This window comes from Streptomyces sp. NBC_00207, from assembly GCF_045160965.1.
Lineage (GTDB): Bacteria > Actinomycetota > Actinomycetes > Streptomycetales > Streptomycetaceae > Streptomyces.
In genome coordinates, this window is record NZ_CP130715.1 from 8,506,628 (window position 1) to 8,528,332 (window position 21,705).

At 71.6% G+C, this 21,705-nt stretch carries 19 protein-coding genes and 3 pseudogenes; 10 read left to right on the forward strand and 12 right to left on the reverse strand.

Annotated features, from left to right (window positions below; translation table 11 throughout):
- Positions 1-4 precede the first annotated feature (4 nt).
- The 3 genes from OG472_RS39275 to polX all read left to right on the forward strand — a co-directional run bounded on the left by OG472_RS39275 (position 5) and on the right by polX (position 4,509).
- Positions 5-1,321 (forward strand): flavin monoamine oxidase family protein, encoded by a 1,317-nt coding sequence (locus OG472_RS39275; protein WP_405942795.1) that lies wholly within the window; start codon positions 5-7, stop codon positions 1,319-1,321.
- Entirely contained in the window at positions 1,314-2,714 is a 1,401-nt protein-coding gene (locus tag OG472_RS39280) for an aminobutyraldehyde dehydrogenase (protein ID WP_405942796.1), read from the forward strand. The genes OG472_RS39275 and OG472_RS39280 overlap by 8 nt, the downstream gene beginning before the upstream one ends.
- A gap of 67 nt (positions 2,715-2,781) precedes the next feature.
- Positions 2,782-4,509 carry a DNA polymerase/3'-5' exonuclease PolX gene (polX, locus tag OG472_RS39285; RefSeq protein ID WP_405942797.1) on the forward strand — a complete coding sequence of 576 codons (1,728 nt, stop codon included), beginning with the start codon at positions 2,782-2,784 and terminating at the stop codon, positions 4,507-4,509.
- A gap of 31 nt (positions 4,510-4,540) precedes the next feature.
- Here the strand turns inward: polX and OG472_RS39290 are convergent, their stop codons facing one another.
- The 5 genes and pseudogenes from OG472_RS39290 to OG472_RS39310 form a co-directional block, all read right to left on the reverse strand.
- Positions 4,541-5,377: a methyltransferase domain-containing protein gene (locus OG472_RS39290; protein ID WP_405942798.1), complete on the reverse strand. Its 837-nt coding sequence runs from the start codon at positions 5,375-5,377 to the stop codon at positions 4,541-4,543.
- A gap of 155 nt (positions 5,378-5,532) precedes the next feature.
- Positions 5,533-5,814, reverse strand: a pseudogene (locus OG472_RS39295) (methyltransferase type 11); the annotation flags it as partial.
- 339 nt (positions 5,815-6,153) lie between these two features.
- The gene (gene cpt / locus OG472_RS39300; RefSeq protein WP_405833926.1) at positions 6,154-6,687 is read right to left on the reverse strand and encodes a chloramphenicol phosphotransferase CPT; all 534 of its coding nucleotides are present in this window, start codon (positions 6,685-6,687) and stop codon (positions 6,154-6,156) included.
- A gap of 75 nt (positions 6,688-6,762) precedes the next feature.
- Entirely contained in the window at positions 6,763-7,098 is a 336-nt protein-coding gene (locus tag OG472_RS39305; RefSeq protein WP_405942799.1) for a hypothetical protein, read from the reverse strand.
- 130 nt (positions 7,099-7,228) lie between these two features.
- Complete coding sequence (locus OG472_RS39310; protein ID WP_401610560.1) at positions 7,229-8,008, reverse strand: NAD(P)H-dependent oxidoreductase; 780 nt, start codon at positions 8,006-8,008, stop codon at positions 7,229-7,231.
- Positions 8,009-8,162: 154 nt separating this feature from the next.
- Here OG472_RS39310 and OG472_RS39315 point away from each other — a divergent pair, with 154 nt between their 5' ends.
- Positions 8,163-9,017 carry a helix-turn-helix transcriptional regulator gene (locus OG472_RS39315; protein WP_405833930.1) on the forward strand — a complete coding sequence of 285 codons (855 nt, stop codon included), beginning with the start codon at positions 8,163-8,165 and terminating at the stop codon, positions 9,015-9,017.
- A gap of 137 nt (positions 9,018-9,154) precedes the next feature.
- The gene (locus OG472_RS39320; protein WP_405942800.1) at positions 9,155-9,937 is read left to right on the forward strand and encodes a BTAD domain-containing putative transcriptional regulator; all 783 of its coding nucleotides are present in this window, start codon (positions 9,155-9,157) and stop codon (positions 9,935-9,937) included.
- Positions 9,938-9,970: 33 nt separating this feature from the next.
- Here the strand turns inward: OG472_RS39320 and OG472_RS39325 are convergent, their stop codons facing one another.
- The 4 genes from OG472_RS39325 to OG472_RS39340 all read right to left on the reverse strand — a co-directional run bounded on the left by OG472_RS39325 (position 9,971) and on the right by OG472_RS39340 (position 12,508).
- Complete coding sequence (locus tag OG472_RS39325; RefSeq protein WP_401610565.1) at positions 9,971-10,486, reverse strand: hypothetical protein; 516 nt, start codon at positions 10,484-10,486, stop codon at positions 9,971-9,973.
- Between the two features lie 45 nt (positions 10,487-10,531).
- The gene (locus tag OG472_RS39330; RefSeq protein ID WP_383578002.1) at positions 10,532-10,870 is read right to left on the reverse strand and encodes a hypothetical protein; all 339 of its coding nucleotides are present in this window, start codon (positions 10,868-10,870) and stop codon (positions 10,532-10,534) included.
- 166 nt (positions 10,871-11,036) lie between these two features.
- Complete coding sequence (locus OG472_RS39335; protein WP_405833937.1) at positions 11,037-11,594, reverse strand: NUDIX domain-containing protein; 558 nt, start codon at positions 11,592-11,594, stop codon at positions 11,037-11,039.
- On the reverse strand, positions 11,591-12,508 hold the full coding sequence (locus OG472_RS39340) for an NUDIX domain-containing protein (protein WP_405942801.1): 918 nt from the start codon (positions 12,506-12,508) through the stop codon (positions 11,591-11,593). Before OG472_RS39340 ends, OG472_RS39335 begins: the two co-directional genes overlap by 4 nt.
- A gap of 400 nt (positions 12,509-12,908) precedes the next feature.
- Between OG472_RS39340 and OG472_RS39345 the strand changes: the two are divergent.
- The 4 genes and pseudogenes from OG472_RS39345 to OG472_RS39360 all read left to right on the forward strand — a co-directional run.
- A pseudogene (locus tag OG472_RS39345) lies at positions 12,909-13,007 on the forward strand (hydroxyacid dehydrogenase); the annotation flags it as partial.
- Between the two features lie 103 nt (positions 13,008-13,110).
- Positions 13,111-13,438, forward strand: a pseudogene (locus OG472_RS39350) (ABC transporter permease subunit); the annotation flags it as partial.
- 94 nt (positions 13,439-13,532) lie between these two features.
- Positions 13,533-14,192 (forward strand): hypothetical protein, encoded by a 660-nt coding sequence (locus OG472_RS39355; protein ID WP_405942802.1) that lies wholly within the window; start codon positions 13,533-13,535, stop codon positions 14,190-14,192.
- A 449-nt stretch (positions 14,193-14,641) separates the two neighbouring features.
- Entirely contained in the window at positions 14,642-16,156 is a 1,515-nt protein-coding gene (locus OG472_RS39360) for a M1 family metallopeptidase (RefSeq protein ID WP_405942803.1), read from the forward strand.
- Between the two features lie 16 nt (positions 16,157-16,172).
- On the opposite strand, the gene OG472_RS39365 is transcribed toward OG472_RS39360, so the two are convergent.
- Both OG472_RS39365 and OG472_RS39370 read right to left on the reverse strand, forming a co-directional pair.
- Positions 16,173-16,868 (reverse strand): N-acetylmuramoyl-L-alanine amidase, encoded by a 696-nt coding sequence (locus tag OG472_RS39365; protein WP_401610574.1) that lies wholly within the window; start codon positions 16,866-16,868, stop codon positions 16,173-16,175.
- 327 nt (positions 16,869-17,195) lie between these two features.
- Positions 17,196-18,506 (reverse strand): hypothetical protein, encoded by a 1,311-nt coding sequence (locus OG472_RS39370; protein ID WP_405942804.1) that lies wholly within the window; start codon positions 18,504-18,506, stop codon positions 17,196-17,198.
- Between the two features lie 306 nt (positions 18,507-18,812).
- Between OG472_RS39370 and OG472_RS39375 the strand changes: the two genes are divergently transcribed.
- Positions 18,813-19,016: a cold-shock protein gene (locus OG472_RS39375; protein ID WP_314247744.1), complete on the forward strand. Its 204-nt coding sequence runs from the start codon at positions 18,813-18,815 to the stop codon at positions 19,014-19,016.
- A 734-nt stretch (positions 19,017-19,750) separates the two neighbouring features.
- Here the strand turns inward: OG472_RS39375 and OG472_RS39380 are convergent.
- Positions 19,751-20,332, reverse strand: coding sequence for a hypothetical protein (locus tag OG472_RS39380; protein WP_401610578.1), 582 nt, complete (start codon positions 20,330-20,332; stop codon positions 19,751-19,753).
- Positions 20,333-21,705 lie beyond the last annotated feature (1,373 nt).

The window sequence follows — 21,705 nt, forward strand, 5'->3', positions numbered from 1 at the left end:
CCCCATGAACCACGACGTCATCGTGCTCGGCGCGGGGCTGGCCGGTCTCGCCGCCGCCCGTGACCTGGCCGCAGGCGGGGCCGACGTCCTCGTCGTCGAAGCCCGCGACCGGGTCGGCGGACGCGTCGAACAGACCACCCTCCCCGACGGCCGGCTGGTCCAGCTCGGCGGGGAGGTGGCGGGACGGGCCCACACCGCCTACACCACACTCGCCACGGAACTGGGCCTCACCCTGGTGCCCAGCTACGTCGCCGAACCCGGCGCCCTCGTCCGGGCCACCCCCGAAGGGATCTCCGCAGCACACCCGCCCCACTGGTTCGGCCCCGGCGACGACGCCTGCCACACCAAGGTCACCGCCGCCTTCACCGCGCTCGCCGAGACCGTCGACCCGGCCGACCCCTGGGCACACCCCGAAGCCGCCGCCCTCGACCGGCTGTCCGTCGGCGACTGGCTGCGCGCCCAGGGCGCCACCCCGGCCGTCGTACGCCTCTGGGAGATCGGCCAACTCGCCCTGGCCGACGGCTCCTGCGAACGGACCTCCCTGCTCGCCGCCCTCCGCAAGCACGCCGCCGTACCCGCCGACGGCCACTACGAGTACGAGGCGTGGGAGGGCCTGCGGGTCGCCGAGGGATCGGCGACCGTCGCCCTGCGCATGGCCGAGGGGCTCGGCGGCCGGATCCGTACGGGCTCACCCGTCGAGGCCGTCGCGATCCGCCGGCCCGGCCACTGCACCGTACGCCTGGCCGCAGGCGAAACCCTGACCGCCGGAGCCGTCGTCAGCGCCCTCCCCGTCGGCCCGCTCCGCTCGGTCGCCGTCACCGGCGTGTCCGACGAGCGCCTCGCCTCCCTGCACCGTCAACGCAACGCCCTCGCCGCCAAGTTCACCGCCGCGTACGACAGACCCTTCTGGCGCGAGCGCGGCCTCAGCGGCCTCTCCGAATGCGAAGGGGTCCTCGGCAGCACCTGGCCGCAGAGCGAAGGCATCCTCTCCGCCCTCGTACCGCCCGAACGCTACGGAGTCCTCCTCGGCACGCCCGCCGAGCTGCGCCCCGCCGAACTCCTCGCCGACATCGCCCGCCTCTACGGCGACGAGGCCCACCGGCCGCTCGCCACGCACCTGCGCCTGTGGGGCACCGACCCGTGGACCCAGGGGTACGTCACCCAGTGGACCCCCGGCGACGTCATGGCCGTCGGCCCCCGCCACGGCACCCACGAACCGCCCTTCTACGTCTGCGGATCCGACCAGTGGGTGGCCGGCTACATGGAAGGCGCCGTCCGCACCGGACGCGCCGCAGCCGAGGAGGCGCTGCGCCGTGGCTGACCCCCTGCACAACCACATCGGGGGAGAGGACCGCCCCGCCCGCTCGGGCGCGACGATGCCCCTGACCGATCCCGCCACCGGCCGGGTGCACCGCCACGCCCCGCGCTCCGGCCCCGCGGACACGGACGCGGCCTGCGCCGCGGCGGCCACGGCGTACGCGCACTGGTCCACCACCACCCCGGCCACCCGCCAGCGCGCCCTGCTCGGCATCGCCGACGCCATCGAGGCACACGCGGACGCCCTCACGGCCGCCGAGACCGCGGACACCGGCAAACCGGCGGAGCAGTTCCGCACCGAGGAACTGCCCGCGATCGTGGACGCAGTCCGCTACTTCGCCGGCGCCGCACGCAGCCTCCCCGGCGCCGTCGCGGCCGAGTACACCGAGGGCCGAACCTCCCTGCTGCGCCGCGAACCGGTCGGCGTCTGCGCCCAGATCACCCCCTGGAACTACCCGCTGATGATGGCCGCGTGGAAGATCGCCCCGGCGATCGCCGCCGGCAACACCACCGTGCTCAAGCCCGCCGACACCACGCCCTCCTCCGCCGTGCTCCTGGCCCGGCTCGCCGCGGACCACCTGCCTCCGGGGGTGCTCAACGTGGTCTGCGGCGACCGCGACACCGGCCGGGCGCTGACCGCCCATCCGGACGTCGCCCTGATCGCGGTCACCGGCAGCGTCCGCGCCGGCCGGGAGATCGCGGCCGCCGCCGCGGCCGGCCTCAAACGGGTCCACCTGGAACTCGGCGGCAACGCGCCCGTCCTGGTCCACGAGGACGTGGACGTGGCGGCCACCGCCGCCGCCCTCGCGGCGGTCGCCTACTACAACGCCGGCCAGGACTGCACCGCGCCCACCCGGCTCCTGGTCCACCGCCGGATCCACGACGCCTTCCTCGCGGCCTTCGCCGCCGAGGCGGCGAAGCTCCGTACCGGCATCGACTTCGGGCCCCTCAACAGCGCCGCCCAGCTCGCCTCGGTGCAGGCCCTGCTCGACCGCCTGCCGGCGCACGCCGGGATCGTCACCGGTGGGGGCCGGCCGCCCCGCCCCGGCTTCTTCCACGAACCCACCGTGGTCGCCGGGGTCCGCCAGGACGACGAGATCGTGCAGGAGGAGACCTTCGGTCCGGTGGTGACCGTCCAGCCCTTCGCCGACGAGGCCGAGGCCCTCCACCTGGCCAACGCCGTCCGCTTCGGCCTGGCCGCGAGCGTGTGGACCACCGACCACGACCGGGCGATGCGCGCCACCCGCGCCCTCCACACCGGCATCGTCTGGGTGAACACCCACGGCACCACCGTCTCCGAGATGCCCCACGGCGGAGTCAAACACTCCGGCTACGGCAGCGACCTCTCCCTGTCCGGCCTCCTGGACTACACCCAGGCCAAGCACGTCATGCTCTGACCCACGGGGTGCCCTGCTCCTGACCGCCCGATGTGCCCGGGCGCGGCCCGCGGGGCACCCTGGAGGCATGGCCCGAGCCAACGACCAGGTCGAGGCTCTGCTCCAGGAGTACGCGGACCTCATCGCGATCCGGGGCGGGGAGGCCTTCAAGGCGCGCGCCTACGAGAAGGCCGCGCGAGCCGTAGGAGGCCACCCGGAGGACGTCTCCACGCTCGACGCCAAGGGCCTGCGCGAGATCCCCAACGTCGGCAGGTCGGTCGCCGACAAGATCCTCGAATACCTGCGGACCGGCCGCATGACCGTGGTCGACGAGGCCAGGGCGTCCGTGCCGCCCGGAGTGCGCGAGCTGATCGCGATTCCGGGGCTCGGGCCCCGCAAGGCCATGGTGCTCTACGAGGAGCTGGGCATCAGCTCCGTCGACCAGCTGCTCGACGCCATCCGGCAGGAACGGCTGCGCGACCTGAAGGGCTTCGGCGAGCGGACCGAGGACAACATCCTGCACGGCATCGCGGTGCTCCAGAAGGCCGGCGAGGGCCGGATCCTCGTCAGTGCGGCCATGGACGTCGCCGAGCAGCTCGTCGCCGAACTCTCGGAGATCCGCGACTGCGTCCGGTGCACGTACGCCGGCTCCCTGCGCCGGATGAGGGAGACCATCGGCGACGTCGACATCCTGGTGGCGGCCCGCCGGTCGGCCCCGTTCATGGACGCGCTCACCGCCCTCCCGCAGACGGCCGAGGTCATCGCGCACGGGCAGAAGAAGACCTCCGTACGGACCGCCACCGGCCTCCAGGTCGATCTGCGCGTCCTGCCGCCCGCCTCCTGGGGTGCGGGGCTGCAGTACTTCACCGGATCCAAGGCGCACAACATCCGCACCCGCGAACTCGCGGTGCGCCAGGGCCTCAAGCTCTCCGAGTACGGGCTCTTCGACGCCGAGAGCGGCGAGAACATCACCTCCGAGACCGAGGAGGCGGTCTACGCCAGGCTGGGGCTGCCCTGGATCCCCCCGACGCTGCGCGAGGACCGCGGCGAGATCGCGGCCGGGCTGCGCGGCGAACTCCCCGACCTCCTCCGGGAGAAGGACGTCCGCGGCGATCTGCACACCCACACCGACCTGACCGACGGGCTGGCCCCGCTGGAGGACATGATCGCCGCCGCTGCCGCCCGCGGATACGCGTACTACGCGGTGACCGACCACGCGCCGAACCTCTCCATGCAGCGCATGACGAGCGAGAAGATCCTCGCCCAGCGCGAGCGGGTACGGGCACTGGACGGCACGCACCACAGGATGCGGCTGCTGCACGGCACGGAGCTCAACATCGGCCCGGACGGCACCCTGGACTGGCCCGACGAGTTCCTCGCGGACTTCGACATCTGTGTGGCCTCCGTCCACTCGCACTTCAACCAGAGCAGGCAGGAACTCACCCGCCGCCTCATCCGCGCCTGCGAGAACCCGAACGTCGCCGTCATCGGCCACCCCACGACGCGCCGGATCGGCAAACGTCCGGGCATCGACGCCGACTTCGACGCCGTCTTCGAGGCCTGCGCGCGGGCGGGCACCGCGCTGGAGATCAACGCGCATCCCGAACGGCTCGACCTGTGCGACGAGGACATCCTGCGCGCGAAGAGGTACGGAGTGAAGTTCGCCGTGAACTCCGACGCGCACGCCACCACGCACCTGCCGTACATGCGCTTCGGGGTCGCGACCGCGCAGCGCGGCTGGCTGACCGCGGACGACGTCATCAACACCTGGCCCCTGGCGCGGCTACGGCGGTTCCTGGGCAAGAAGGGCGCCTGAGGCCGACGGGCCGGGGACGCCGGAAGAGCGGTCAGCGCGCGAGGACGGCCTTGGCGAGGAAGTGCTGTTCGGCGTCGTCGTACGTCGTGAGCCGCCAGCCCGTGGCCTCGAGCACGGGCCGGAGGTTGGGCTCGGCGAGCGGGTCCTCGGGACTGAGGGGCCGCCCGTGGCGGGCGGCCCGCTCGGCCCGGCCCGCCGGGTGGAAGAGGAGGAGGGAGCCGCCCGGTGCGCTGACGCGCGCCCATTCGCGCAGGGCGGTGCGCGGGCGGGGGAGGTGGTCGAGGAGCCCCGCCGCGAAGATGCCGTGCACCGAGCCGGGTCGCAGCGGCAGTCTGGCGACGTCGGCGAGGAGGAGCCCGCCGGTCGTGGCGCGGCCGATGCGGGCGGCCGCCGCGAGCATCGCGTGGGTGAGGTCGAGCCCGAGCACCGTGCCCTCGGCGCCCACGTGTGCGCGCAGGGCCGGCATGGCCCGTCCGGTACCGCACCCGAGGTCGACCGCCGTCTGCCCGCGCCGCAGGCCCATGCGCGCGACGGCGGCCTCGTAGGCGGGGGTCTGGTAGGCGAAGCGCTCCTCCCACGCGTCCGCACGCCGGGTGAAGAACGCACGGGTGGCGGTGTGCTCGGCGCGGCCGGCGACCAGCTCGGCGAAGCGGGCCGGCAGCGGCCCCCACCAGCGCTCCGGAGCCGAACGCGCCGGCCCGTCCGCTGCCTCGACCGCCTCCGTCTCCGTCTCCGCCTCTGCCTCTGCCTCCGTGGCCTCGGGGTCGAGGGGGAAGTGCAGGCCCCAGGCGCTGGCACCGATGCGGAACGCCTGGACGCGCTGGTGGTCGTCCGAGGCCAGGACCAGGGCGCCGGCGGGCAGTTCCACGGTGTCGTCGTGCCCCCACCGCGCCGCGGGGAGCTCCGCCGCGACGCCGGCGAACAGCGGATCGAACCGGACGCGGGTGCCGTGCGTACGGTCCTCCGGGTGGCCTGCCCGGGGGCGGACCCAGCCTGGTGGACGACGGCGCCGCCGGCCGCCACGGCGAGCAGATGCGCGCCCAGGCCGAGCCCGAGCACGGGCACTTCCCTCGCCAGAGCGCCGCGCAAGAGCTCCAGCTCGGCCTCGCGCGCGGGGGCGCTCCCGCCGGACCGGATCCGTGCGGCCCCGCCCGTCACGACGACGGCGTCGACCCCGGTGAGGTCTTCGGGCAGGTCGTCTTCGCCGGCCTGGTAGACGCGGAGGTCCAGCCGGGCCGCTGCCAGGGCCGCCCCCACGGTGGAGGGGGCTTCCGCAGGTGCGTGCTGCAGGATGACGACTGCCATCGGCTACTCCTTACATTCGAGCCATGGCGGCATGATCGGACCGCACATGCGTAAAGAATGCCGTGGGGAAGGCCGCATATGCCAGACCTGTAGGGAAGGTGTCGCTCCATGAAGGAGCCCCTGTACGCCGAACACCGCGATCGGCCTGCAGGGGCTTCCTTGCGCCGCGCCCGCGGTGACTGCGAGAGCCGCCAGACAGTCGGGGAGCGGGCGTCCGTGGTCAGTGAATCATTCAAGAGGAGAATCGGTCAATCATTTGGCATCTGCTAGCTTGATTACGCATTCTCTTGGCACATGAGCTCTCGGGTGGCGGTGCGGGGGCCGCCCACGGCCCGCCGGTCACATGACGTGGGAGGCGATGGTCCGCGCGCAGTCCAGGGACTCCGTGTGCGTGGTGTCGACCTCCAGGTCGTAGACCACGCCGTGGTGGGCGAGCTCCGACTGTGCGGCGGCCATCCCCCGGGTCCGGTCCCCGCGGGCCGTCTCGCGGCCCGCGGCGACCGCGCTTTCGCACCTCACGCCCACCCACAGCACGTCCAGACCGTCGAGGGCCTCACGCCACCGCTCCTGGGAGGCCGCTCCGCCGAGGAAGACGTCGTCGACGATGGTCCTGGCACCCGCACGGGCCATCGCGGCGACTCCCGCCATCCATGCCGCTTCCAGCCGCCGGAACTCCGATCCGATCTTCACGCCGCCGTCCGCGGCGAACTCGATTCCCGCGACCGACGTCTGCAGGGAGGCGGGCATCGCCTCGATCAGCGAGTCGACGGCGGCGGCGAGCCACGGATCCGGCAGGACTTCCTGCAGGCATCGGACGATCCCGGACTTGCCCGAGCTGGACCCGCCGTTCAATACGATCACTTGAGTCGTCATCAGGTCACGGTAGGGGCGACGGCCTCGGCGCCCGAAGCGATTTTCGCCAGGGAGCGCTCGCGGACCGCGGCCCGGCTAGCGCCGGCCGGCGGGCGGGTACCAGCCGGGCCAGGCCACGGCAGGGAGGTGCCGCGCACGCTTCTTGCCGGCCTCGTGTACGAGGGAAATGGTCCCGGAGATGAGTGTGGAGATGAAGGACAGGGCCACGGCGGTCGGCCGCCAGGAGTTGGCGTCTCCCATCAGGGTCAGCCACATCCCTCCCGTGCCCGCCGCCAGTACCAACAGCAGGGGGATCCTGGCCGCGAGTGACAGCCGGCGGCTCACCGCGACGAAGAAGTATCCGACTGCGCCGCCCGGCGCGACGGCGAGCAACAGGCCCACGGCCAGGAAGGCAAGCAAGAAGATGATCACGTCGCACTCTCTCCGGGCGCAGGGGCGGCCCATGCCGAGGGGCTGGGCGGTGCCCATACGGCACCGCCCGCGAACTCCCCGACGGAGATACTGCCAGAGGACTTGAACGTGTTCAATCCTGCGTCGGCCGTCAGCCGCGCACGTGCAGCCCGAAGCCCGTGCGGCCCGCCGGCTCGAGCCCCTCCTTCAGGTGCAGCGAGGGGATCTCGTAGTCACCGAAGTTCTGCCGCCGGAACGCGATCGGCTCGGTCGACTCCAGGGTGAGCAGGCGCTGCTCCCAGGCCTTGGCCACGTCTGCGTACTCCTCGTCGGACATCCGGTCGGCGCCGTACAGCACGAACGGCGGCAGCGCCTCGATGCCCGGGTAGTAGAGGATGCCGTGGTGGATCGGGAACAGCAGGTCGTCGATGGGGCCGTTGATCCCGCGAGCGGCGTAGTGCGACTCCGGGCCGCCTACGGTCACCGACAGCAGGGCCTTCCTGCCCGCGAGGGTGCCTTCGCCGAAGCGCTCGCCGTACTTGGTGTCGCTGTGCTCGCCGACCCCGTACGCGAAGCGGTAGGTGAACACCCGGTCCACCCAGCCCTTGAGGATCGCGGGCATCGTGTACCACCACAGCGGGAACTGGAAGATGATCGTGTCGGCCCACAGCAGTTTCTCCTGCTCGGCGAGGACGTCCGGGGTGAGCGTCCCGGCATTGAAGGCCCGGCCCGAGTCCAGGGCGACCCTCAGCGGACTCGAGGCGTCGGGGCCGTAGTCCGCGGCGTCCACGACCGCCTTCCAGTTCATCGCGTACAGATCACTCACCCGTACCTCGTGTCCGGCGGCCTCCAAGGTGGACACCGCGAGGTCCTTCAGCGAGCCGTTGAGCGACTTCGGCTCCGGGTGTGCATGGACGATCAGCGTCTTCACGGGAACTCCTTCGGATCGGATGCCTCCGATCCTGGGCGCTGCGGCGCCCGGCGTTCAGGGGCGCCTCTTCCATCGGACCGGACTTCCTGGTACCGGACTTCCTGGTACCGGCAGGACCACCCTTCACGGGCACCACCGAGGACATACTGGGAGCATGGACGATCTTGCGGGCTTCCTGAGGACCCGGCGTTCCCGGGTCGACCCGGCCGCCGTCGGCATACCCACCGACAGCCGCCGCCGGGTCGAAGGGCTGCGCCGCGAAGAGGTCGCGCACCTGTCCGGAGTCAGCGTCGACTACTACGTACGCCTGGAGCAGGGCCGCGCGACCCAGCCCTCCGAGCAGGTCCTCGACGCGCTCGCCCGCGTCCTCGGCCTCGACGAGACCGAACGCGGGCACCTCTACCGGCTCGCCCGGCAGCGCCGCCGCCGCGCGAAGGCGCCGGGCGGGAGGGTCCGGCCCGAGTTGCTGCGCGTCCTCGACCTCGTCGTCGACGCACCCGCGCTGATCATGGACCACCGCATGGACGTGCTCGCCGGGAACCGCCTCGCCGCGCTCCTCTACGGCCGGCCGTTGCCGGGCCTGAACACCGCCCGGCACATCTTCCTCGAGGAGGCCGAGCGCGGCCTGTACGCGGGCTGGGAGACATGCACCCTCGACGTGGTCGGGCACCTGCGCCTGGCCGCCGGCAAGTACCCCGACGACCCCCGCCTGGCCTCGCTCATCGGCGAACTGGCGATGGGCAGCGAGCGCTTCCGCCGCCTCTGGGCCCGCGCGGACGTGCGCGCCCGCACTCACGGACGCAAGGCCTACCGGCACCCGCTGGTCGGACTGCTGGAACTGCACCACGAGAACTTCGCACTGCCGGACGAACCGAGCATGGAGCTGCTCGTGCTGTCCGCGGCTCCCGGCAGCCCCGCGGCGGACGGGCTGCGCCTGCTCGCGGGCCTGGGCACGGACAGCGGTGACGCGCATGCGCATCCCGCGGTGAACGCTCAGGTCCGCGAGTAACCCGAACACGCCCCAGCGCGCTCAATGACCCGTGCCCGATTCATTTGCTGGCCGGAAACCTCCAACCGGCCTGCATTTTGCGCTCTTTACCCGAACAAGCGCGGGCCGGTAGCGTCCGGAGACCGAAAGGTCACACCATGCTGCCGGGGGGAGCGGAACTGGTGTCGGACGCGCTGGACTTACATGTTCTCGGACGGCTCGACGGACAATTGGCGGGGCGGCAGCTCGATTTCGGATCGCCGAAACAGCAGTTGGTCCTCGTGGTCCTCCTCCGGCACGCCGGACAGGCCGTCAGCGTGGACAGACTCGCCGACGCCCTGTGGGGAGACACCCCGCCCGCCTCCGCGACCGCGAACATCCACCTCCACGTCCACCGGATCCGCAGGGCACTGGGACCGGGCCGGCTGCAGACCGCGCGGCGACGCGGATACGTACTGGACGTGGCGCCGGAGGAGGTCGACGCGTGGCGCTTCCTCACCCGCATGCCCGACATCCGCCACGCCCTGGAGCGGGGCGACCTGGCGAGGGCCTCACGGCTCAACCGTGAGGCCCTCGCCGAATGGCGTGGCCCCGCGTACGCCGACTTCGCCGACCATCCGGCCCTGCGCGACGCCGCCGCCTACCTCGCCGAACTGCGGCTGGAGGCCATCGAGCAGCAGGTCGACATCGATCTGGCCCTGCGCGACCACGCCCACCTCATCGGCAGGCTGCGGCTGCTGCTCGCCGATCATCCGTACCGCGAACGCTTCCACGAGCAGCTGGTCCTGGCCCTGTACCGCACGGGGCGGTCGGCGGAGGCGCTGGAACAGTGCCGGGACACCCGGCGGCTCTTCGCGGAGGACCTCGGACTGGACCCGGGCGCGCGGCTGCGGGAGCTGGAGAAGCGCATTCTCGACGGGGACGAGGACCCGGACCTGTAGGCGCGGGAGCGCCGTTCCGGCCGCGGCCGCCCGTCAGGGGAACGCCACCGTGGAGAGTTCCGGATAGAGCCTGGCGGCGCTCGCGTGCACGCACGTGCGCAACTCGTCCCCGCCGGGCACCGCGCGCAGCAGATCCTGCGGATTCCTCTCCCGGCCGGAAAGCCCGATTCCCTTTTCGGCCAGGCAGTCGCGAACCGCCGTCATCAGGTCCGGCGCCATGAGGGACGCATTGTCCTCCGTATACGCGGCCGCCACGGCGTCCAAATGAGCGGTACGGCATTTCGTGGTGACTTTACCGACCTCGTTCGCCGACTTTGCGGGTGCGCTGTACCGCAGCACCATCTTCTCGTGGTCCACCGGATCCCAGCCCTCGTTGACGAGCTCGATCCCCTCGGCTGCCAGACACTCGGCGAACCGGTCGACAGCGGCCTCGTACACCGCGTCCGTGACCTTGCCCGTCGGCCGCGCCTCGCCGCCGGCCGGTGCGGACCGGCCGGCGCCGCCCGCCTGCGACGAGCATCCGGCCAGTCCGCCCAGCAACAGCGCCACGAGGACCAGGCTCCGTGCCCACTTCGGTCCCATCAGCACGCCGCGCTAGTGGGAGCGGACCCAGTCCTCGTTGGCCTGGGTCTTGTGCCAGGCCTCGGAGATTCCGTTCCAGCCGGAGGTGATGCTCACACTGCCCGACTCGTGGACCTCGGACCACTTCCCGTTGGAGAGCTTCACGAGCAGCCAGGCGTGACCGGCGCAGTCGCCCGAGTCCTTCCTGGTCCACGCGTACTCGTGGCCGGCCGAGAGGCCTCCCGTGTACACGCACCCGCTGCGCTTCTTGTAGAAGTAGCCGCTGTGCGCGACGGCGGGCTGCACGGCCAGCGAGACGGCCGCGCCGGCGAAGGCGAGGACGGCGGTGGCGTTCCGGAGGGTGCGACTCATTGATTTCATGACGAGGCCTTCCGATGGCTCGAAGGAAGCGGCCACCCGGCGACATGCGGGCCGGCCCGATGCGTGCAGCCTCTCCGGCGTCCCTATATCCCCCCTACACGCCGGGATATGGACGGGGCCGTGAGAGCCTTCGGGGCATGAGCGCGATCACTCGGGCTCAGGGGCTGTCGGGCCCGGCGCCGTTCAGGAGCCGGGTGCGGCGCGGGCCGTCGGGCCGGTGGGGGATCGGGTCGCCGAGGTGCTGGAAGTGGACGGCCGCCGGCCGCCCGGCCGCGTACGCGTCGAGGCCGGCCCGGCAGTACGCGATGATCGGCTCGGGCAGGTCGTCGAGCCGGTACCAGCCCATCGCGTCGCACACCTCCGGCTCCCGCACCGCCGGCGCGCCCGCCCAGCGCCGGACCTCGAAGAACAGGCCGAGCCGGGCGTGGCCCCGGGGGCCACGGTGATGGACGGTCACCGCCGACGCCACGTCCCCGAGGGCGATGAGGACGCCCGTCTCCTCCCGGGCTTCCCGGACCACGGCCTCGACCACGTCCTCGTGCGGGCCGTCGAGGTGCCCGGAGGGCAGGTGCCACATCCCCGCCGCGTAGACCCGGCCCGCCCGCCGGGACAGCAGGACCTCCGGCCCCCGCTCGCCGTCCCGGCGCAGGATCAGGTGCACGTCGACCGGGAGGGTGTACCGGCCCACTGCCCCCGGGTGCCCGGCGGCGGTCACAGCCAGCCCATCTCGGTGTAGAGCCGGCCCGCCCGGATGCCCTCGATCGCGGCCCGGGCGTACGGCACGATCGGCTCCGGCAGTGCGTCGGCCGGCCACCAGTCCCAGCTCACGCACTTGTCCGGTTCGCGGACCTCGGCCGTCCCCTCCCACCGGTGCGCGCGGAAGACGAGTTGCAGGCGCGGCCGTGAGCCCGGGGGGTCGACCAGGTGCAGGACGTGCGCGATCTCGACGTCCTCGGCCCGTAGCAACAGGCCGGCTTCCTCCCGTGCTTCGCGGACCAGGCAGGCGATGGCGGACTCCTGCTCGCAGTGGCCGGCGAGGAAGTGGTGGTTCGACGCGCCGAAGGCCGAGCCGGGGTGGCGCAGCCCGAGCAGGACGCGGCCGTCGCGCTCCAGGTAGAGGTGGGCCCCGACGATGTTGGGAACGGCCCGGCCGCCCGTTTTCCCGGCGGGCGCCGTGGCCGCCGTACGCGGGCCCGGCTCCGCCCCGTCCACCTGCGCCCGGTGCCGGTCGATGACCTGCTGTGTCCACGTGCACATCGTCAGGTGCGCCGTCGTACGGGCATCGAACCAGCGCAGCATGATGCCCTCGCTGAGCGGAAGCGCGTCGGCATCGCCGTCCCAGGAGCCGAGGTAGACCTGGATCCGGCCCGTGGCGCCGTCGGGTCCGTGGCAGTCGACGACGGTGAACGGTTCGAGCGGAAGCGTCAGCCCGGTCTCCTCCTTCAGCTCCCGCGCGATCGTCTCCTGCAAGGTCTCGTTCCCCTCGCGGCCGCCGCCCGGAATGCTCCACGTGCCCGGGTCGCAGATATGGGGTTTGTTCGCATCGCGCAGGTGGAGCAGGTACTGGCCGCGCGAGTTGACCAACAGAGCGGCCGTACCGTTCGGTTCGACGGAAGGGGTGGACGACATGGCGGTCTCCTTCTTTGGCCTCGAATCGGGGCCCGTCACGGGCGACATCCTGCCCCGCTGCCCGACCTCGAATGCGCGGCGATCGGGTACGACGGTCTTTGGCGATAGTTGTGAACGAATAGAGCCATTCGATTGATGGATCTTGACGCTCGGAATCTGGATTCATGGAGTCGGCGCGGCCTCACTCCGCCGCGAGGAGCCCCAGATGCCCGTTCGCCGCCCGCGGACCCTGCTCGCGATGGCCCCCGAGCTTCGTTCCCGCCTGCTGGACGACGCCACCGCCCGCCAGCTCCGGGAAGTGGCCGAACTGGACCAGGAGTTCGCCGTCGACGACTTCGGCGGACCCGCGGCCGCGCAGGTACTCGCGGAGGCGGAGGTCCTGCTCACCTTCTGGGGCCCCATGGTCGACGCCCGGGCGCTGGCGGCCGCGCCCCGCCTCAAAGCCGTCGTACACGCGGCCGGCTCCGTCAAACAGCTGGTCACCGACGCCTGCTGGGACCGGGGCATCGCCGTCTCCTCCGCCGCGCCGGCCAACCCCCTCCCCGTGGCCGAGTGCACCGTGGCCATGGTCCTCCTCTCCAACAAACGCGTGTTGCAGCTGCGGGAGCGTCCCGTACGAGGTCATCGAGGCCGCCAGGGTCGACGGCGCGGGCGAGCTGCGGACCTTCCGCACGATCGCGCTGCCGATGCTCGCCCCGGGCTTCGTGACACTGTTCCTGTTCTCCTTTGCCGCGAGCTGGAACAACTTCTACGGCGCCCTCGTCATGCTGAACGACAAGGAGCTGTACCCCGGCAGCCTCGGCCTGCTCACGTGGAACATCTCGACGACGGAGAGCCCGGAGATGTACTCGCCGGCCATCACCGGCTCGCCCCTTCCTCTGCCTCCGGCGCTTCTGGCGCTCGGGACTGACGGCCGGCGCGGTGAAGTAGCCGAGGGCGCGGCCTCCCCGACGCAGGGCCGTACCGGGTGCACCATGGCCTTGCCCGCGGTACTGGCCCTGAGCAGCGGATGAGAGATCGTGTCATGAGTGAACGGGGTGTGCGCCGACGTCGCTTCGATACCGCTCATCTGTGGGTCACGACGGTTACCGGCCTCGTGGCGCTCGCCATCTCGCTCTACAACTTCGCAACGCTGCAGCGGACACCGGAAATCGATGTCCATCTGCCTCATCTCGTACGGATCGAGCCCCGGGCGCCGGGCAACTCCGTCCACGTGTTCCTGCAGCCGACCATCTCGACACGGATCCGTACCGAAGACGTCGAGGTCGTCACCGACGCGAGGCTGGAGCTGAAGCCGGCCGACCCGGGGGTTCCCACCCCCGCGTTCTACTGGAATGAGTCGGGCGCGTGGATCTATGACTTCGACGCGAATCAGGTCAACTACAACAGGGTTGCGGACCCGACCCCGCTGGTGGTCAGCCAGGACAAGCCCCAGCAGCCGACGATCCTCTTCCATGCACGGGATTGGGCCTTTCGGAAAGGCCGGTACACGGGGTCCCTCGTCCTCCAGCGGGCCAGCAGCGGAACGCCCGTCACGAAACGCTTCTGCATCGAAGTCTCGGACGCGGCACTGAAAACCTTCTCGCAGGCCCCGGAGCGAGCGTTCTTCGAACTCCGCAACGATGTCCCCGGCCCCGGCCCCGGCAAGAAGCCGGCAGCCTCGGACTGCTACTCCTTCCACTGATCCGCCCCCGGCATGCCCGGTGATCACCGGCCACGCACCGTCGGAGCGCTCCCCGGGCCGGCTCCCGTGACGAGCCCCCGCAGAACCCCCTCGCGGGTGCCGGGGGTGAAGCCTGCCGGGCAGCGCGGGCCTGGTGGCGGAGATCAGTGCCGACCGGTCCGCCGACTGGGGTGGCGTCTTCCGGCACCCCCCTGCGATGCACAAAGCGGATCGAAGACGCAGCCCGACAAGGTCTGCCCGGTCGGGTGATTGCGGGGCACTCGCCCGCCGCTCGTGATCCCCGCGATCACGGGGGTGGCCCAGTGCACGCCCAGCGCACGCCCGGTGCGGGGAGCGCGGCGAGCTGCGCCTGGTCGGTTCCCACCGGCACCCCGGCCACGTCCCGGGCCGCTCCGCCGGAGGGGCCACGGGCACGGCGTGGCGGGGTCGGGGCGCTTGGGGGCTGGGTCATGATCGGCTGCGTGAAGACTTCCGGACGTCTGGCCGCCTTCGCGGTCGCGGGCCTGCTCGCCGCACTCCCCGCGTGCTCGGGCTCCGACGACCGTGGCGGTCGTGGGGGCGGTGGGGCGGGGGTCCGTACGGGCGCAGACGCGAGGGCGGGTGCTCGTGCCGGCGTGGATCCTGCTCGGACGGCGGCGCCTCGCACGGAGTTCCGGGGCGGGCACGCCGCTGCCTCGGGCGCCGGCGACCCGTACTTCCCGGGGCTCGGAAACGTCGGCTACGACGTCACCCATTACGCCCTGACCCTGGCCTACGAGCCCGGCAGCGGCCGCCTCGAGGGCACTGCGGAGATCACCGCGAAGGCCACTGCGGACCTCAGCGCCTTCAATCTCGACCTCCTCGGCCTGGAGGTGCTGAGCGCCACCGTCGACGGCCACAAGGCGCGGGTCCGGCACGACGGGCAGGAGCTGACCCTGCAGCCGCGCGATCACCTCAGGAAGGGCGCCGCCTTCCGCAGCGTCGTGCACTACGCAGGCACGCCGGAGCCGATCACCCATGACAACGGGTGGCGCGAAGGCTGGTTGAAGACGGACAACGGAGCAGTCGCGTTCGGCGAGCCGACGGGCTCGATGTCCTGGTTCCCGGGCAACCACCACCCCTCGGACAAGGCCTCGTACGACATCACCGTCACGGTCCCCAAGGGGGTGCAGGCGATCTCCAACGGGCAGCTGCGCGCCCGACGCACCAGCGGCGACCGCGCCACCTTCCACTGGCACCAGGCCGAGCCCATGGCCAGCTATGTGGCGACCGTGGCCATCGGCAGCTACGACATCACGACCTCCCGGACCCGATCGGGCATCCCGATCGTGTCGGCGATGGACACGACCGCGGGCGTGGACGAGGACGGGGCGGTCCTCGGCAGGTTCCCCGAGATCATGGAATGGGCCGAGGAAAGGTTCGGCCCCTACCCCTTCTCCGCCGCCGGGGTGATCGTCGATCAGGCGGCCGATGTGCCCTACGCCCTGGAGACCCAGACGAGGCCGACCATTCCGGCCGGCATCTTCCACACCACCAACGTGGTGCACGAACTGGCCCACCAGTGGTTCGGCAACTCCGTCACCCCGCGGACCTGGCGGGACATGTGGCTCAACGAGGGCTTCGCGACCTACGCGGAGTGGCTGTGGACCGAGGACCACGGCGGGGCCAGCGCCCAGGAGCACTTCGACCGCAACCACGCCAAGGCCGCGGACGACGACGAGTGGGACTTCCCGCCCGCCGAGCCGCCGAGTGCCTCGGACATCTCCGGCCAGCCGGTGTACGTGCGCGGCGCGATGGTGATCCACAGGATCCGCCAGACCGTGGGCGACAAGGCCTTCCGTGCCCTGGTGCGGGGCTGGACCCTGCGCCACCGCCACGGCCACGCCTCCACGGACGACTTCACCGCGTACGCGGAGGCCAAGGCCGGCCGGGACCTCGACTCGATCTGGGACCCGTGGCTCTACGGCGACGGCAAGCCCGAGTGACGGGGCCGGCGCGGTGTCAGGTCCTGACGCGCCGGTGGGCGGTCTCGACGAGCTTCATGTACGCGTCCCAGTTCCACACGGGCCCGGGGTCCTCGTGGGTGGACAGCGGGATTTCGACGTGGCCCAGGATGTGGTCCCGGTCGACCGGGACGTCGTACTTCGCGCAGATCGTGGCCGTGAGCACGGCGGATGCCTCGTACATCCCGTCGTTGTAGACAGGCTGGTCGATCCAGCCCTCGTGCTCGATGCCGATGCTCCGGTAGTTGTGCCAGACACCGCCGGAGTGCCAGGCAACGTCGCGCTCGCGCACACACTGAGCGATCCGCGTGCCGGTTGCGCTGACCACGTAGTGCGCGGACACCCTCTCGGAGGGGTCCTTGAACCTGGAGAGCATGATCGGCAAGCGGTCCGTCGTCAGATGAATGACGACGTATTCGATGGGATAGTCCTCGGGACGGTCGCAGGACGCGTAGTTGGACTCGCAGGCCTCGACCCAGACGGCGGGGGCGTAGTCCACCAGGGCGTCCCGACGCCGGGCCGCAGGTGGCCCGGCTGCGGCGACGGGGGTCTTGCGCACAGGGCTCGGCAACGCAGCCTTCACCTTCGCCCCGGACCCCATCAGCCGCGGCAGCTCCACAGCGGCCAGAGCCGTACCCGCCGCGCCGGCAGCACCCCACAACAGCCGTCGACGGCTCAGCGGGCTGTCTTCCATGGCCACTCCTCATGAGGTCAAGCAGGCAGGCAGAGGATGACACGCCGCGAATCACGACATCACGCTACATAAGCGGCACATCACGTAATCTGATCCTCAACCAGTGCCCGCACCCCAGCAAGCCGATCCTCCACCACTCGGCGCAAGGAGATGCTGATCGAGTGCTCCTGGCGTCCGCTGGGGCATGACCGGCGCCCCCCGCGTCGGCCGCACCCTCTCCAGCCAAGGTCAGGGACGCAGTGCCCTCCGGGGCGGTCCACACGCCCGGACGGTCCGTGTGCAGCCCGGAGCAGGAGCCGGCGACCGCAGCCACGCCCGGGCCTGCCGTCAGGAGTTGGGCAGGCGGCGGAAGCGGTCGTCGTCCTGGTAGCCGACCGCCGGTATGCCCAGCAGGTCGTCCACGCCGGGGAAGCCCTCGCCCGCCTGGAACTCCGCCCCGTGCACCGACGCGTCCTGCGGCGGACCCGCGTACATGCCGGTGTGGGCGCTGCCCAGTTCCATGAGGTAGCCACCCGTCGCCGAAGGGCGGCGCCGGTCGCTGGCGACGGCCTGGGCGGCGTACGTGTTCATGGCGGCGACGCGCTGGTAGAGGGCGGTCACCGACATCGGGGGGCGGCGGGCCGGGCGGCCGTCCAGGCCCTTGACCCGGATGTGGTGCGTCCGGGCAGCCTCCAGCACCGCTCCCAGGCCGGTCGCGCCCAGGTTCATGTTGCTGTCGTAGCGGGCGACGAACGCCTGCAGTCCGGGGCTCATCGTCCCGTCGGCGAGGTACGCGTCGACGTGTGACTGGTATCCGTCGTCGCGGATGCTCTCCAGGTAGAGGGTGCTCACGCCGGCGGCCTGGATCTCATCCATGTGCGTGCACAGGAACTCCCAGATGCGTGCCCCGGAGTGGGTGCCGCCGATGGCCACGCCGTCGAACTGCTCCAGCAGCGCGCGCAGGTCGCCCATCGCGTCCTGGGAGCCGGCGCCGGCCAGGGTGTCCTCCACCGTCTGGTGGCGCTGCTGCCGGTCTTCGGGAGCCTCCGTGTACGCATCGCGCGTGGCCCGGGCGTCACGGCCGAGCTGTGTGTCGCGTGCGTCCTGGCGGTTCCAGTGGCCGAGGGTGCGCGGGTCGGCGCGGCCGATGCCCTCCAGTACGTCATTGCGTCCGGCCGTCGGGGGGACGTCCGGCGCGAGCCTGCGGATGTTGCCCAGGTTGTAGTGGAGCAGCTGGTCGGTCTCCTGGAGTGTCTGCGGGTCCGCGTCGATGGCTACGCGCTGCTTGTTGGCGGCGTCCCGGGTGGCCTGCGGCAGACTCTGCCATTCGTCCGCCGTCAGCGCGTTCGGTGTGCGGTCCTTCGCCCGGGAGCTGCGGGGACCCCGTACGCGCAGCGCTGGGCCCGGCGGGTGCCGGTGCAGTTCGTCCTGCTCCATGCGCTGGACCACGGGAGCGGGACCCGACGACGGCTCCGCGGTGTGCGCGTGCCGCTGTGCCTCGATGATGCGCGACACCACGGCGTTCCCGGCGAGAGGCTGGAGCTGCAGCATCGACTCCGCGGTCGTTGCGCCGCCGGACCGGGACTGTCGCGCGGCCTGCGCGGCTCCCGGGCGCTGCGGTCCTTTCCGCTGCTCGTCACCGGCCTGCTGCGCCCGCATGCGGCGTCCCCTCTGCGACATGGACTGGGAACGTCCAGTGTCACTGCGCTGCCTTCCCCGGCGGTACGTCCGGAGGGGCAGGTACGGGTGCAGGCGCCTTGCCCTCTCATGCCCCGCGTAGAGGGCTGGGAAGGTGAGTCCGACGTGCCCGGGGTGGTGGAGGCGGGGCCGGGAGGCGGGGGAGTCGCCGTGCCCGGTCTCGTCCCGTTCACTCCTGGGTGGTGTTTCGCCTGTGCAGGGTGGGGGAGTATCGGGTTGCCGCCGGCCGCGGTGTTCGCGGGCCGGGGTGGATCGGGAAGGCGTGTCATGGCTCAGGGGACTGTGAAGTGGTTCAACGCGGAGAAGGGGTTCGGGTTCATCGCGCCGGATGACGGTACTCCGGACGTGTTCGTGCATTTCTCCGAGATCGATGCGTCCGGGTTCCGGTCGCTCGAGGAGAACCAGCGGGTGGAGTTCACCACTGGCCAGGGCCCCAAGGGTCCCCAGGCGCAGCAGGTCCGACCCATCTGATCCTTCCCATCTGGTGCCGTCTCGCCTGACCGCTGCCGCGGAACCCGCCCCTGGCCAGGCCCCGGCGCCCTACGACCCGTGGCGGGGAGCTCCGCCGCTGCTGCGTTCTGCGCCGCAGCGGCCATGCCCCACAGGCCGGTACGCACCTCATGCCTGCGGGCGGGCCGGCCCTCGACGTACGGCGGACGCCCCGGATCAACGGATTACCAGGTGGTCGCCCACGCATTGGTGGGGACCCCTGCCGAGCAGCGAGCGGTCTGGACGTAGATGCCGGGCTGGTTCGGCGATGCGTAGGTCACCGGACTGGACACCGTGTGGACCATGGGTCGGCCCGGGCCGTGTCCCCCGCGGCACGTCGCGTGGATCTGGTACCAGGAGCCGCCGTTGGGGTTTCCCTGGCAGGCGCCGATCCCGCCGGTCGAGGTGATGCCGTAAGTGCAGTAGCTCGAAGGTGTTGCATGGGCCGGCGTCGACAGCATTCCGCTTCCCGTGGCGCAGAGGAGCGCGACTGCTGTCGCCAGGATCTTCCGCCTCATTCGCTTCCCCCGATCGCTGTTGCCGCCCACCCCATCGAGCGCCAGAGCAGTAGTCAGCGAAGCATCCGCTCCGCGTCGGCAGCAGGTGGTACGGGGCAGCGCGCGAAGCACACGTGCTGCTCCCTCCGCCACTTCGCGCCACTCCGAGGCACACCTCGATCACATGGCCGACGCCTTGCCCTCGGTCGTATCAAGGGGTCAGCCGATGCGGACCGTGATCTCGGGGAGGGGTATGTCGGCAAGGTTGAGCTGGAGCCCGGCCAGGGTCAGGTAGGTCTGCGAGTCGGTCAAGGCGGAGTTGGCGGACGGCGCCTGGCTCTTCCCGCGCGTGCTCACCAGCAGGTACCAGCCCCCGCGCTTGTAGCTGCGGGAGGCGTCGGCGCGGTCGCCGTTAGGGTTCAGCGTCCAGCCCTGGCGCTCCAGGTCGGCGCAGATCGCGTTCATCTCCGACTGTGCGGCGGTCATCTCTCGGACGGCCGTCCAGCCCGTCCTGTTCGAGTTGGCGCCGGCCGGGCCGAGCGGGCGGCCCTGCGCCGGGTCGAGGCCCGCCGCGCTGAGCGCGGTCCGGATCACCTCGTCCACCGCGTCCCGGGTGAGGGGCGGTGACGTGGACTCCGGTGCGGGCGCCGCCGCGGACGGGGACGGCGTGGCCGCGGGCGCGCCCAGGTGGACGCGCCCGTCGTCGTCTATCTGGACGTGGTCCGGCATGACCACGGCGGCCAGACTCACGACCAAGGCCGCGGCCAGCCCGATCCACACCCTCTTCAACAGCTCGTTCAACGCGAAACCCCCCGAGTGATCATTCAGAGGGAGTCTCACACACACTGCTCGACGGTCTGGGACGGCGGGGGAGAGGCAGCCGCGGTCGCGGACTGTTTTGATCCAGTCCGGCGAAGGCTTCGCTGAGGCCGTGGTCTGGGTAGGGGCGCCCGGAGATCGCGTCCATTGGAGGTTTGCCGCCTGCTGACAATCCGGACCAGGTTGAGGACAATTGGCCTACGTTGGTGGAAATGCAACTCATCGGGGGTGGCTCTATGCCCGGTAGGGGTCGACGCAGGACCGGTCAAGGCACGGGGCGGCCCACGGGGCCCCGGTGGAGGCTCCCAAGGCGAGGCAATCCGCCTCCACCAGACCACGGCACCAGGCCCGCAACCGGACAGAACCCGGCGTCGACACCGTCCGGTGGAACCGACGGTGGAGGAAACGGCGAAGGCAAGGAGCGAATCGTTCCGCAGAACGACATCTGGCACAGGCCTCCCACGTGGACGAACACCCCACCTCCCACCAGTGACGCTGGTGCGTCTGCTCCGGACGCCGGCACAGAGCATCACCAACCTCCTCCACCCCCGGCCTCGCCTCCTCGCCAGGACGCAGGTGCGCCGGGCTCGGACGCCGGCGGGGGCCCTGCAGGACACCACGAAGCGCCGTCGGCGCAAGAGCCCGCGGCCGCCTGGGGAGGAAAAGCACTGCACGCGACTGCGGGCAAGGAACAGCCACTTCATGCGGCAGACTGGTCCGACAAAGCGCCGCATGCAGTCCCGGGCAAGGAACTGCTGGACGCACCGCACGCGCACGGAGCACCAGGCTCCGCCGCGGATCCCGGAACCCTTCAAGGAGCGGCGCACCCCGCCCACCCGGCTGGGGCCGGATCCACGGGCCATGGTGGATCTCCACATGGCGGGTTGCACGCCCTATCGCCGGGCGGCTCCCCGACGGGCGATGGGCATATTGCCGCGCCCCCCGCTTCCAGCCCTACCCCAGCCCAGGTCCCAGGGGGCTCCGACGAGGGGACGGCCCTCACGGCTGAGCCGGCCGCGTCGCGCGATGATGCAGGCACCGAGACGACGCCCGTCTCCCCTCCGGCCGACGCCGGCCAGCTTCAAGGCGAGAACTCGGTAGACGGGATCCCCGTCATCGGGCCCGCCACAGGGGCCACCCTGTCGTCGGAATCGATACCGGAGACGGTTACGGCCACTCCCCAGACAGAGCAGAGTGACCAGGCCGCTCCAGCACAGCCGTCCTCCGCCTCCGGGGAATCCGGGCAGGGGAGCGGACAACAGCCCCCCGTTTCCAGCGGCGGCGCGCATGAGGGGCACGACCTTCCGGGCAGGGACTTCGGGTCGATCTCGTTCGACTTCGACGGCGGGCTGCCC